11 protein-coding genes are annotated in these 12,306 nt (G+C 67.8%); 2 read left to right on the forward strand and 9 right to left on the reverse strand.

Going from position 1 to position 12,306, the window contains the following annotated elements; translation table 11 throughout:
* Positions 1-394: substrate-binding domain-containing protein (locus tag I6U14_RS02180; RefSeq protein WP_296896524.1), on the reverse strand; the 394-nt coding region annotated here is incomplete at its 3' end.
* 185 nt (positions 395-579) lie between these two features.
* Positions 580-939, reverse strand: a complete 360-nt coding sequence (locus I6U14_RS02185) for a metalloregulator ArsR/SmtB family transcription factor (RefSeq protein WP_296896525.1) — start codon at positions 937-939, stop codon at positions 580-582.
* 55 nt (positions 940-994) lie between these two features.
* On the opposite strand from I6U14_RS02185, the gene I6U14_RS02190 reads away from it, so the two are divergent.
* Both I6U14_RS02190 and I6U14_RS02195 read left to right on the forward strand, forming a co-directional pair.
* Complete coding sequence (locus tag I6U14_RS02190) at positions 995-1,405, forward strand: chromate transporter (protein ID WP_296896526.1); 411 nt, start codon at positions 995-997, stop codon at positions 1,403-1,405.
* A 12-nt stretch (positions 1,406-1,417) separates the two neighbouring features.
* A complete protein-coding gene (locus tag I6U14_RS02195; RefSeq protein ID WP_296896527.1) occupies positions 1,418-2,227 on the forward strand; it encodes a chromate efflux transporter in 810 nt (269 codons plus the stop codon).
* Positions 2,228-2,292: 65 nt separating this feature from the next.
* On the opposite strand, the gene I6U14_RS02200 is transcribed toward I6U14_RS02195, so the two are convergent.
* The 7 genes from I6U14_RS02200 to acsA all read right to left on the reverse strand — a co-directional run bounded on the left by I6U14_RS02200 (position 2,293) and on the right by acsA (position 12,097).
* Entirely contained in the window at positions 2,293-4,263 is a 1,971-nt protein-coding gene (locus I6U14_RS02200; protein WP_296896528.1) for a hypothetical protein, read from the reverse strand.
* A 209-nt stretch (positions 4,264-4,472) separates the two neighbouring features.
* The gene (locus I6U14_RS02205) at positions 4,473-6,386 is read right to left on the reverse strand and encodes an alkaline phosphatase PhoX (protein ID WP_296896529.1); all 1,914 of its coding nucleotides are present in this window, start codon (positions 6,384-6,386) and stop codon (positions 4,473-4,475) included.
* Between the two features lie 172 nt (positions 6,387-6,558).
* A complete protein-coding gene (locus tag I6U14_RS02210; RefSeq protein ID WP_296896531.1) occupies positions 6,559-6,870 on the reverse strand; it encodes an acyl carrier protein in 312 nt (103 codons plus the stop codon).
* The gene (locus I6U14_RS02215) at positions 6,867-8,135 is read right to left on the reverse strand and encodes a dihydrolipoamide acetyltransferase family protein (RefSeq protein ID WP_296896533.1); all 1,269 of its coding nucleotides are present in this window, start codon (positions 8,133-8,135) and stop codon (positions 6,867-6,869) included. The genes I6U14_RS02210 and I6U14_RS02215 overlap by 4 nt, the downstream gene beginning before the upstream one ends.
* A 151-nt stretch (positions 8,136-8,286) precedes the next feature.
* Positions 8,287-9,276: an alpha-ketoacid dehydrogenase subunit beta gene (locus I6U14_RS02220; protein WP_296896535.1), complete on the reverse strand. Its 990-nt coding sequence runs from the start codon at positions 9,274-9,276 to the stop codon at positions 8,287-8,289.
* Positions 9,277-9,314: 38 nt separating this feature from the next.
* On the reverse strand, positions 9,315-10,325 hold the full coding sequence (pdhA, locus tag I6U14_RS02225; protein ID WP_296896537.1) for a pyruvate dehydrogenase (acetyl-transferring) E1 component subunit alpha: 1,011 nt from the start codon (positions 10,323-10,325) through the stop codon (positions 9,315-9,317).
* Positions 10,322-12,097, reverse strand: coding sequence for an acetate--CoA ligase (gene acsA, locus I6U14_RS02230; RefSeq protein WP_296896539.1), 1,776 nt, complete (start codon positions 12,095-12,097; stop codon positions 10,322-10,324). Before acsA ends, pdhA begins: the two co-directional genes overlap by 4 nt.
* Positions 12,098-12,306: the final 209 nt, after the last annotated feature.

Consider the following 12,306-nt stretch of genomic DNA (forward strand, 5'->3'; position numbering starts at 1 on the left):
GCCCGTCGACGCCCGGCAGGTTGTAGGCGATGGCGATCATGCCGCCGGTGATGGGGAGCTGCGCAAAGCTGCCCTCGATCTGGGCTGCATCATCCGAGGCCAGCGGCGCGTCGGTGGCGCCGATGTCCACGCTGCCGGCCAAGAATCGCTCGATGCCCGCGCCGCTGCCGATGGAGTCGTAGCTCAGCGCCAGCGCTGGATGCCCGGCCCCGTACTGCTCCAGCCAGTGCTTGAAGATCGGTGCCGCGAAGGACGAGCCCGCGCCGCTCACGGCGGCTGTCGCATCCGTCCTGGGTGGGGTCGAGCTGGTCTCCGGCGCCTGCTCGCAGGCGCTGAGCAGCAAGGCAGCCGCGGTGGCCGAGGCGAGCAGGGTGATGGTCGCGCGGGAGCCCATCGGTGTCTCCTGGGTTGCGGACAGTGGTGAATGTGGGAGCAGGGTATACGAAAAAACAGATATATGAAATTACGAATATGTTGCCGCGGCAGACAGCGCCGTCGGCCCACATAGCTGAGAAGGCGGGATCTCCGGGGTCGGCGCCGCAACGCCGCTGCGGTGTCAGCTTGGCCGGGTCGGCGCGCTCAGGCGCAGCGCGGCGCGTCGGGGCGATTCGGCATCGCGCTCAAGGCTGCGGAATCCTCAGCGAAGGGTCGGGTGTCGCACAGGCCCGCATGCGTCTCCCGCAGTACCCGTTGCGTCCAGGAGGGGAGTTGGGTGTTGATGCGATAGTAGATCCAGACGCCAGCGCGGCGGTCCGCGACGAGGCCGGTCTCGCGCAGCTGAGCCAGGTGGCGCGAAAGGTGCGGCTGGCTTACGCCGATGGCGTGGGTCAGCTCGCAGACGCAGAGCTCGCCGTGCTCCGCCAGCAGCATGAGGGTGCGCAGGCGGGTGTCGTGGGCCAGGGCCGCAAAGACGTCGGTTGCTTCGATCGCCGTCAGCATAAGGCTGTATTTTTCATGAACAGCGGACAAACTCAAACGATACGCGACTCAGCCCATGGTCGAAGACCAGATCGATCAGCCACAAGACCAAAGGCCAGGCAGCCCGGGCGAGGTCTTCGGCGCCTTTCTCAAGCTCGGGCTGACGGCCTTCGGCGGCCCCATCGCCCACCTGGGCTACTTTCGCCAAGAGCTGGTGCTGCGCCGGCGCTGGCTGAGCGAGACCGCCTATGCGGACCTGGTCGCCTTGTGCCAGTTCCTGCCGGGACCGGCGAGCAGCCAGGTGGGGTTTGCGCTCGGGTACTTGCGCGGCGGCTTGGCCGGCGCCCTGCTGGCTTGGGCAGCGTTCACGCTGCCGTTGGCCTCGCTTGTGGGGGCTGTCTCTGTCCGTTGTGATGCCTTGGCCGTCCCGCTTGGGAAGGTGTTGATCCATGTGCTCAAGCGTGGGGCGGTTGCGGGCGTCTCCTAGGCGGTCTGGGGGATGGCTCGCACGCTCGCGCCCGACCGGGAACGGGCGACGATCGCGCTCGCTGCCGTGCTGGTCGTCGTATTCGTGCCGACCGCGTTCGGACAGATTGCCGCCATCGCCGCAGGGGCTGTCGCCGGGACGCTCTGGTGTCGCCGGGTCGATCAGGGTGCCGCCGGGCACATGCCTATTTCGATCTCCCGGCGCGCTGGGATGCTGCTCCTCGCGTTGTTCTTGCTGTTGTTGCTCGGACTACCCGCGATCGCCGCCTTGTCGTCCCTGCCGGGGCTCGCGCTGTTCGAGGCCTTCTACCGGGCTGGCGCCCTGGTCTTCGGCGGTGGGCACGTGGTGCTGCCGCTGCTTGAGACGCGGGTGGTCGATCCCGGCTGGGTGAGCAGCGACGCTTTCCTCGCCGGCTATGGCGCGGCGCAGGCGGTGCCCGGTCCGCTGTTTACCTTTGCCGCTTACCTCGGTGCAATCGTGGAGCCGGGACCGGGCGCGGTCTTTGGCGCGAGCATCGCACTGCTCGGCATTTTTCTGCCGGGCATGCTGTTGTTGATGGGCGCGCTCCCGTTCTGGGACGGGCTGCGTCACTATGCCGGTGCCCGCGCCGCCATGGCCGGCACCAACGCTGCGGTGGTCGGCATCTTGGGTGTTGCGCTCTATCATCCGGTATGGACGAGCGCGGTGGCGTCGCCATCGGATTTCGCCGTCGCGTTGACCGCCTTCATCCTGCTTACGGCCTGGAGAGTGCCGCCCTGGCTGGTGGTCGTGGTCACGGTGCTCGCTGCGGCGGCGCTCGGCATCGTCTCGCAACCCGTCTGAGCGTCGCCGGCGAGAGCCCGAGACACAGTTCCGGGCCCGGTGCACACACTGACCGAAGAGAGTCCTCAGGGAATCTCGAACTGCAGCAGCGGCAGGTAGCCGGCGTTTGCAGTCCCGCCGTCCGCAAACGGCAGCGCTGGGTCGATCAAGGTCGCGGCGGTGCCAACCCCGTAGGTGATGTTGCGGGAATCCTTATCCACCGGCCGATCCACAACCACTTCCCCGTCCTGGTACGCTCGACCGTCCTGGTGGGTGTAATCCGTGCCTTCCGGGCGGAAGTAGCGGAAGGTGGGCGGTGTCGTTGGAAAGACGTCCTTGCCAAGATCGTAGCGCTGGGTGGCCACCACCTGCCGGTAACGACGGGCACTGTCCGCGGCCTCGCGGCGGGTGGGGTAGAGCAATGCCCCCGCAAGCTTGCCGTTCGCGCCCAGATGTCCCCCGTCCGCGGTGAGCTGGCGCAGCAGTGTCTGGCGTCGACGCTGAGACTGCAGGAAGGCCGCGGACGAGCCCGTGTCCAGGGCCGGCCAGCCGTCGATGCGGCGGGCGAGGAAACGATCGACGCTCGGCGGCAGAACGCCATAGAGGCTCAAGCCCACGACGTTGTCCAGAAAGTGGCGAAGCTCGCCCTTGCCTTCGCGCCGGTTGATCGGATCCCCCCAGGCAGCGCTTCCGGGCGTGTCGTCGGGGCCGGCGTCGGCGTCGTGCCGATAGCCCAGATAGTCCATCTCCGCCCAACCGCTCGCGCCAGGGAGTTGCCGCGGAAAGGCCCAAGTGCTGTCGATTGTGTTGCCGGTGCCGGACGTGAAGCTGTCGTAGGCCAGATCGTCCTTAGACCCGTTGCCACTGTGGCAGCCCACGCACTGCACCAGCTCCGCCGGCGTCTGCGGCCGTAGCTGGCCGCGCGCATCTTCAATGAACCCCGCCAGCAGCCAGCCGGCGCCGTTGTCGATCCAGCCTTGGCTATGGCTGGCGTAGACCGGGGCGTCCTCTTCCTTGGTGCCGGGCCCCGTGTAGTTCGGCTCGAATCCTCGGATCTTGTACATCCAGCGGATCTCCTTGACCCGTCGCGCGCGGGTGCCCGGGTAAGGCCCGACGCTCGGGTCCCGGCCGTCCGCGGCCAAGTCCACGTAGTGCAATGGATGGGCGAATTCCGTGCCCAGAGGGTAGAGGCCACGCTCCACCGCGACGCCGGATGCCCCGCCCAGATAGGTCTTCGGGGTGGGTTTCGGGAGTCGGTCCTGGATGGCTCTGGCCAGGAGATCCAGGTTTGCGGCGTACGTGCCGAGGTCGAAGGCACCTTGGGCATCGCGCATGAACGCCCGCGGGAGCCGGATGTAAATGCCGCTGACGCTGCCGGTGTGGGGCGTGAAGATGCCATAGGGCACGAAGTTGACGGCGCGCCACCCGGTCACCCAGCCGTCATCGGTCTCGAACAGACCATGCTCAGGCCGCGTACTGCGGACGAAACCGTCCGGATCTGCCGGTAAATCGGCCGGGTCCAGGCCCGGGAGGAGCCGGAAGGCCGCCTGGACGCCTGGGTCCCAGTCCCGGGGGCTCACGGGGCGCCGGGCGAAGGCCGGTGCCCAGTTGTCCTCGCGCACGTACCCCGACATGTCCCACCGTTCCGGGTCCTGACCGAGCTCGCGCACGGCTGCGAGCAGACGCTCGGGGAACAGGGTGTTCTCCCAGGGATTGATGCTGCCGTTTGGCGCGTGGGGATAGTGCAGCGCGGCGAAGGCATATTCCTCCTGCAAGTTGCCGAGCACCGGGCTGGCGCCCGCCTGAGGATTGTTGTTGCCGAGCTTGAGCTCCCAGGCGCCGTTGGTGTGGCAGAACTGGCAGGCGTTCTGGCGGCCCCCGGAGGTCTCGATGTAGCACTGGGCCGGGATATGGCCGTACGGGTTGCGGAACGTAGCGCGGTCGATGGTGTCGCCGAGCAGCGGGGCGTTCTGGACAGCGCTGACGCTCGCGGCTTGGGCGCCAGCAATGGCGCCGACCAGAAGCAGGCGGGGAAGATGCGGTATCGAAGGGACCATTGAACCTGACGCTTTGGCTCCCTCACGCGTGCGGGGCGTGCCGCGTCATTTGCAACGCGTCGGACACGGCCGGCCGTTGGGGGCCGGTCAAGCCTGGCGCACCCGGGTAGGTCGACGCCGGTCGGTGCCGGCCCGTCCAAAATCGTTGAGCCCCATGCACGGGCAATGGGCGATGATGGCCGGTGGTCATGGGCTTTCGTCCCGGTCGTTCACAGCCCCGGGATGCCGCTGATGTAGCCCACCGGCGCCTGCAGCTGGTAGCTCAAGGCGCCCTTCGCGTTCTTGCCGTGGGCAGCCGCAGCTGCGGCGCTGAGCCGCGCCTTGACGTTGCTCGGCATGGTCTTGATCCACTCGCCCTGGTGCTGGGCATTGGACATGATGTAAGCGTGGCCGTTGATGTTCTCCACCACCTGCAGGCCTGTGGACTCGGCCCCGGAGGCCAAGGACAGGATCCGTGTCAGCTTGTCCGTGTCCACGTTGTAGGCCCAGAGGGCATTGTTGACATGGGTGCCGCTGTCTTCTCCGACAAAGAGGGTGCGCATCTTGTCCGAGAAGAACAGGTTGTCCGGGTTCGCGATCTTGTCCGGGTCGGCGATGTTGCCGAGCGCGTCGGCAGGGATATCCTCGCCGGTGAGCTTGGCCGGGGCGGACATCGCGGTGCCCACCCAGTCGCTGTCGATGACCTCGCCGTTAACGTCCTTGCGCCCGCCGGCCAGGGCGATGCGGTAGACGGCGCCGGCCTTGAGCTTGTTGACCTGGATGTGATCCGCCGGGGCATCCGCATTTTTCTGCATGCCCTTCTCGATGTAGGACATGGCCAAATACAGGTGCTTGTCGCGCGGGTCCAGCGCCGCCCCCTCCATCTTGTTGAATTCAGTGGTGGCGCCCAGGTAGGCGGCGTAGCGACGGCCCTCGAGGAACGCCGCCGCCTGCTCCATGCCTGGCTTCAGCTTCAGCAGCTCGTTCCCCATGTGGCCTGCGCTGATCATGCGGAAGCCCTTCTCCTTCCAGTCCGGCGAGGCCTCCAAGGTGGTGCTCTCGAAGATATCGTCGAAGGCGATACCGCCGTCGATCAGTCCGCGAACATCGTCGCTGGTGGCATGACCGAGCTTGACCCAATGGAGCTTGGCGGTGCCGACGCCGTCGGCGGAGGTCTGCTCCCAACGTGCCGCATACCGGGTACCGGCGCTGAGATCACCGGCCGTGTCGGTCACGAATAGGAACAGCCCCACGTTCGCGCCGTCATCGCCGAAGTAGACGGTGCGCCGGTCAGGCATGATCAAGGACTGCTCCCAGGTGCCGCGGCCCATGCTGTAGTGCTTGGTGACCTTGGTGGAGCCGTCAGCCTCGACCGCGACCTCGGTGATGTAGCCGTAGTCGTAGGGGTTGGCCTGGCGCTCGCCCTTGAAGTAGACCTCCGTAAGGGCCTTCAAGCCTCTGGTGGTCTTCGTCAGGTTCTCCCGGCCGCTGGCCTCGACGAAGTAGAGGTCATAGTCCTCCTCGGAGCCGAGGTGGGTGTTCCAGGGGGTCTGCGAGCCGAAGCAGGGGATCCAGAGGCCGTTGACGCCGGAGAAGTCGATGGGGCGCTGAGCGGTCGGCTTAAGCTTGCCGTCGGTGTTCTGCTCGATGGCAGTCAAGGTCATGCTCATCGGCATGCGGCTGTACCAGCCCTCGACCATATTGGCCTGCTGGCCGTTGGCGAGCAGCCAGTCGTACTCGTAGTGGGTGACCAGGAACAGCTTGCCGTCGACATCCAGCAGGCTATTGGCATCCGGGGTCTCGGCGATGACCGGGTCGCCGTTGAGGTCGAAGATCGGCGCACCGGTGACGTCGTAGAGCTGGGCCGCCGCGTGCTCGCTCCCGGCCACCTTGTCGGTGTTCGTGAACAGAATATTGTAGGCGAGGGGGAGCGTCTCGGTGCTGCCGTCGTCGTAGCGGACGATGGCCTCCGAGGTGGTGTGGGTGCGCAGACGGTCTTTGTCGGTGGTGGGTGTCGGCGTGGCGGTGAAATCCACGGCTTGGACCTTGCGCTCCGGGACATTGCGACCGTCGCAGAGGGCGACGGAAGTGGTGGCCACCATCGACACGGCGATGGCGCTCAGAACAGCGTTTCGGATGAACATGGCAACTTTTCGAGGAAGGCGGGCGTCGTCGATGCTCCGGGCCGGAGTCGGTCGCGCAGCGCGATGGGATTGGCTGGAGAGGATAGCCCCAGAGTATGACGGTTAAACTACGGTCGGCCTGGCCTCGCGGCGGATCGATCAGGCGCATTGATCACCGGCGCCCGGCCTATGCTTAGGTTGGATATTGATCGTGTGAGCAAGGGAACCGGGATGCAGACTTGTGAGGTTGTGTCGCACGGTGCAGGTAGTCCGCCGCGGCACCGAGACTCGCGAGCTTCGGGTAGTCCAGCTCAGGGATGTCTATGCCGAGGCGCTCGTGCAGGGCGGTGACCCAGTTCAGGAAGTCCATGGAGTCCAGGTCGTAGTCCTCGCGTAGGTCGGCCTCTGGCGGGATGGTCTCATCGGCGAGGTCCGGCGCGATCCGGATCAGCTCTTCCAGGGCGATGGCCCTGATCTCTTCGGGTGATGTCGCGTTGGTGGTCATAGGGCGTCCGGCTCCTGCAGCCGTGCCGCGAGCCGCGCCAGGAAGAGCGCGCCGCGGTGGCCGTCGCTGTGACGGTGATCGGCGGCGAGGGTGGCTGTGACGACGCTGCGCGGCTGCACGTCGCCGTCGACCACCCACGGTCGGGTCCGTGGCGAGCCGAAACCGATGATGGCCACCTGCGGCGGATAGATGACGCCGTAGAGGCGGTCGACGCCGCGCTCACCAAGACTCGAGACGGTGACCGTCGGGTCCGACAGCTCAGATGCCTTGAGGCCGCCGCGCCGCACACGTGCGACTAGGTCCCGGAGCCTGGCCATCAGGGCATCCAAGTGGAGTTGGTCGGCGTCGTGGATGGCGGGCGCCACCAGACCGCCGCCGCGGATGGCGGTGGCCGTGCCCACGTGAATGGCCTCGGCGGCCTCGAAGCGGCCGTCGCGGTCGAAGCCGTTCAGCTCCTGGAAGTCGCGCAACGTGAGCGCGACGGCCTTGATGAAGAGTACGCCCAAGAGTAAGCGCTTGTCCGGCGGGCGCTCCGCGTTGCGGCGGGTGAGCCAGTCCGCGGCTGATGTCAGGTCTATATCGTGTGCGAGGTAGTAGTGCGGTATCTCGCGCTTGGAGCGACTCATGGCCGCGGCGATGGCCTGGCGCATGGCGGCGAGATCGGGCTTGCCCTGGGTTCGTTTCGAATTCGGTTTCGGCTTCTGCTGCGGCGCAGGCTGTGGCTGGCCGGAGGCGGCTTTGACATCGGCCAGGGTGACGGCGCCGCCTGGGCCTGTGCCTTCGATCGCAGTGAGCTCGACGCCGCGCTGCTCGGCGAGTCGGCGGGCGGCGGGTGACGCCCGGTGGCGCTCTGCAGCGGCGGTGGGCTCAGGGGCTTGTGACTGCGGCGCCGGCGCCGCGGCCTCGGACGCTGTGCTCGGCTGGGGTCGCGCTTCGCTCGTTTGTTGCTCACCTTGACGGCCGGCGACGGTCGCGGCCTTGCCCGGGGCACGGGTCTCGGCTGGCCTTGCCGACGGCGTGTCCGGCTCCAGCGGCTCCAACTCCGCCATGGGTGCTCCGACGGGCACCTTCTCGCCGATATCGATGAGCGGGCGGCCCATGACTGCGTCGTGGAAGACCTCCACCTCGATGGCGCCTTTTTGGGTCTCGATGACGGCGATGGTGTCGCCCTTCTTGAGCGGCTCGCCCGGCTGTTTGGTCCACTCGATGAGTGTTCCAGCCTCCATGTCGGCGCCGAGCGAGGGCATGTGGAAGACATTGCTCATGGCAGCGCGTCGCTCCCACGCTTGCTGCCGTCCGTGGGAGCGGCATCCCTGCCGCGACGGATGCTTGCCGCTGCCCTGGAAGTCGTCCTGGCCTGGAGGCCGCTCCCACGGCTGATTTCGGACCGCTGTTCCACACATGCCAAATCTGGTTTCATCGAGCGAGAGCGGTCTTGGCGGCGGCGATGATGTCAGGCGCCTGGGGCACTGCGGCATCTTCCAGGTGCTTGGGGTAGGGGATGGGCACCTCGGTGCTGCACACCCGCCCCACCGGGGCGTCCAGCTCCCAGAAGGCCTGCTCCATAATGCGTGCGCTCACCTCGGCGGCGAGGCTGCCGGTGCGCCAGCCCTCATCTATGACGACGGCGCGGTGGGTCTTCGCGACCGAGGCCACGACGGTGGCATCGTCCAGTGGGCGCAGGCTGCGCAGATCGATCACCTCGGCCGAGATGCCGTCCGCTGCGAGCGCCTCGGCGGCGTCGAGCGTCTTGAACAGGCAGCCGCCGTAGGTGATCAGGCTGACGTCTGTTCCTTCGCGGCGCACCGCCGCACCGGTGATGGGCACGGGGCCGGCGTCGGCGGCGAGGTCGCCCTCGCGGTTGTAGAGCATCACATGCTCAAAGAGGACTACCGGGTCCGGGTCCTCCAGCGCCGACCAGAGCATGCCGCGGGCATCCTCCAAAGTGGCGGGAGCCGCCACCTTGAGTCCCGGCACATGGGCATACCAGGCCTCCAGGCTGTGCGAATGCTGGGCAGCGAGCTGCTTGCCGGCGCCGGTGGCCATGCGGATCACCACGGGCACGCTGAGCTGCCCGCCGGACATGTGCCGCAGCGTCGCGGCGTTGTTCACGATCTGATCCAGCGCCAGCAGGCTGAAGTTGACGGTCATGATCTCAACGATGGGCCGCATGCCGCCCATGGCGGCACCGATGCCCGCACCCGTGAAGCCGCATTCCGATAGCGGCGTATCGCGGATGCGCTCCGGCCCGTAGTCGTCGTATAGGCCCTTGCTCACCGCGTAGCAGCCGCCGTACCGGCCCACGTCCTCGCCCATCAGGAAGACGCGCTCGTCGCGGTCCAGCGCGTCGCGGATGGCGGCCCGCACCGCCCCGCGGTAGGTCGTATGGATGGTCTGGCCGCTCACGGTCTCATCCCTCGCACTCGACACTCGCCCCTGGTCACTCAAGCTTTAGTACAGACGTCGCAGGTCAGGTTTTCCACCGGCTCCCAGTCACCGGACTCGGCAAAATCGACGGCCGCTGCGATTTCCCGTTCGATCTCCGCATCCAGGCGCCCGGCGGTCTCGGCGTCCAGCATCCCGGTTTCCTCCAGCCAATGGCGAAAGCGCAGGATCGGGCCCTTCTGCTTCCAGGCCTCAACCTCCGCCTTGTCCCGGTAGAGCTGGGCGTCGAACATGGAATGGGCGCGGAAGCGATAGGTGCGGCACTCCAAGAAGCGGGGGCCGCCGCCGGCGCGGATCTCGGTGACGGCCTCGCGGGCGGCAGCCTCGATGGCGATGACGTCCATGCCGTCCAGCGCGACCGACGGGATTTGATAGCAGGCAGCCTTGCGGGCGATGTCGGTCTCGGACTCAGAGCGCTCCAGCGCCGTACCCATGGCGTAGCGGTTGTTCTCGCAGACGAAGAGCACCGGCAGTCGCCACAGGGCGGCCAAGTTCAGGCTCTCGTGGAAGGCGCCTTCGGCGGCGGCGCCCTCGCCGAAGAAGCAGGCGGTTACCTGTGCGCGATCCTGCATCTGATCCGCCAGCGCCAGCCCCACCGCCAGCGGGATGCCACCAGCGACGATGGCGCTGCCGCCGTAGAAGCGGCGCTTGGCGTCGAACAGGTGCATGGAGCCGCCGCGCCCGCGGCTCACGCCATCCTGCTTGCCATACATCTCCGCCATCAGCCGGTCCATGGGCAGCCCTCGGGCCAGCGCGTGGCCGTGCTCGCGGTAGGTGGCCACAACGGCGTCCGTGGCGTCCAGCGCCTTCATCACGCCGACGGCGATTGCCTCTTCGCCGGAGTACAGGTGCAGAAAGCCGCGGATCTTTTCTTCGGTATAGAGCTCGGCGCAGCGCTCCTCGAAGGCCCGGATGCGCAGCATCTCCTTGAGCAGGTGCAGGGCGTGCTCACGGCTCAGGTGAAGCTTGTGCGCCCGTGGGATGCCGGATGTCGGCTGGGTGTCGGTCATTGCTCGTCACTCGCAAGCATAGAGAGGTCGCCCTCCGGCAGTCCGAGCTCCCGTGCCCGCAGCAGCCGGCGCATGATCTTGCCGCTGCGGGTCTTGGGTAGGTTGGTGCGGAAGTCGATCTCGCGCGGTGCCACAGCGGGGCCGAGGCGCTTGCGTGCATGGGCCAGCAGGGCGCGGCGCAGGGGCTCGTCTGCGGTGACGCCGGGCTTCAACGCCACCAGGGCCTTGACGACCTCGCCGGCGGTGGGCTCCGGAATCCCGATGGCGGCGGCCTCGGCCACGGCGTCGTGCTCCAGCAGCGCGCTCTCCACCTCGAACGGGCCGATGAGGTGGCCTGCGGACTTGATCATGTCGTCGGCGCGGCCGAGGAACCAGAAGTAGCCGTCGGCATCGCGCTGGGCGAGGTCACCGGTGAGATACCAGCCGCCGGCGAAGCACTTGGCGTAGCGCTCCGGCTCATGGAGGTAGCCGCGGAACATGGACGGCCAGCCCGTGCGCAGCGCGAGCTGGCCCGGTGTGTTCGGCGCCCGGACAACGCTCACCGAGTTGGACTTGGGCGCATGCTGCACGATGGCCGCCTCGATGCCCGGCAGGGGGCGGCCCATGGCGCCAGGCTTGATGGGCTGGCTTCTGTAGTTGGCGATCATGATGCCGCCGGTCTCGGTCTGCCACCAGTTGTCGTGGAAGGGCAGGCCGATGACGGCCTTTCCCCAGCGCACCGCCTCTGGATTCAGCGGCTCGCCGACGCTGGCCAGGAAGCGCAGGCGCGAGAGGTCATAGTCGGCGAAGATGCCGGGGTCGTCCTTGTCGGCGAGCTTCATCAGCATGCGGATGGCGGTGGGTGCCGTGTACCAGACGGTCACCTGCTGGTCCTGCAGGATGCCGAGCCAGCGCGCGGGGTCCATCTCGGCGGCGTCGATCACCATGGTGGCGCCCAGCACCAGCGGTGCGATGATGCCGTAGGTGGTGCCGGTGACCCAGCCCGGGTCTGCGGTGCACCAGTAGATATCGTCCGGGTGCAGGTCGAGTGCCAGCAGGCCCGTGAGGCGATGTACCACCACGGCCTCGTGCACATGCACGGCGCCCTTGGGCCGGCCCGTGGTGCCGCTGGTGAAGTGGAGCAGGGCCATGTCTTCCGGCTGGGTGTGCGCCAGGCCGCCGGTGTCCGGGCAGTCCGCGAGCGCCCGCTGTAGGTCCTGGGTGCCCGGCGGCGGATCGTCGCCGCCGTCCGTGAGCAGCACATGCGCAAGCCCTGGCAGCGCCTGCCGCCAAGGCGCCACCTTGCGCCGATACCAGGCGGCGGTGGTCACCAACACCCGGGCATCGCCGATCTCCATGCGCGAGCGCACGGGCTCGGGCCCGAAGGCGGAGAAGAGCGGCGAGAAGACGCGGCCGGCCTTGAGGGTGCCGAGCGCTGCAACGTAGAGCTCCGGCACCCGGCCGAGCAGGCTGAACACGCGCTCTCCGGGCGCCACGCCGAGACGCGCCATCAGGTGCGCAAAGCGGCTGGTGAGGGCGGCGAGCTCGCGGTAGCTGATGTCCCGCCGGGTCTGGTCCTTCGCGAGCCAGCGGATGGCGGTCTTGTCCGCGGCCGCCGTGTCCAGGTGCCTGTCCACGGCCTCGAAGGCGATGTTGAGCCCGCCGTCGGGCAGGCCGGTGAGCGCTGCACGCGCCTCGTCCCAGGAGAAGCCGGCGCGGGCCGCGTCATAGTCGCCGAGGTTGGCGGCGGGCCAGCCCGGCTGCTCGGTCTTGTGGATGGTCTTCCAGGCCAACTCGGCCCCCGTGAAGCTCGGCGGGCTCGGCGAGCCTGCCGTCTACTTGAACCTAGGCCAGATGGTGGTGTGTGTCTACGGGGCTTGCCCCGAAATGTCGCGACGCGCGGGGCTCGCTCCGTCCTCATCCCTCGGTGGTCAGAGGATGACGCGCTTAGGGAAGCGCCGATTTATTGGCGCTTCCCGTGCGGGGCAGGACGCCCCGCCAT

Source organism: Thiohalocapsa sp., assembly GCF_019695415.1.
Taxonomy (GTDB): Bacteria; Pseudomonadota; Gammaproteobacteria; order Chromatiales; family Chromatiaceae; genus Thiohalocapsa.

What these genes read in the sequence shown, in the direction of transcription:
- I6U14_RS02190 (WP_296896526.1), top strand. Translation starts at nt 995, where the DNA reads ATGGTCGAAGACCAGATCGATCAGCCACAAGACCAAAGGCCAGGCAGC.
- I6U14_RS02200 (WP_296896528.1), bottom strand. Translation starts at nt 4,263, where the DNA reads ATGGTCCCTTCGATACCGCATCTTCCCCGCCTGCTTCTGGTCGGCGCC.
- I6U14_RS02185 (WP_296896525.1), bottom strand. Translation starts at nt 939, where the DNA reads ATGCTGACGGCGATCGAAGCAACCGACGTCTTTGCGGCCCTGGCCCAC.
- I6U14_RS02205 (WP_296896529.1), bottom strand. Translation starts at nt 6,386, where the DNA reads ATGTTCATCCGAAACGCTGTTCTGAGCGCCATCGCCGTGTCGATGGTG.
- I6U14_RS02215 (WP_296896533.1), bottom strand. Translation starts at nt 8,135, where the DNA reads ATGAGCAATGTCTTCCACATGCCCTCGCTCGGCGCCGACATGGAGGCT.
- I6U14_RS02195 (WP_296896527.1), top strand. Translation starts at nt 1,418, where the DNA reads ATGGCTCGCACGCTCGCGCCCGACCGGGAACGGGCGACGATCGCGCTC.
- pdhA (WP_296896537.1), bottom strand. Translation starts at nt 10,325, where the DNA reads ATGACCGACACCCAGCCGACATCCGGCATCCCACGGGCGCACAAGCTT.
- I6U14_RS02210 (WP_296896531.1), bottom strand. Translation starts at nt 6,870, where the DNA reads ATGACCACCAACGCGACATCACCCGAAGAGATCAGGGCCATCGCCCTG.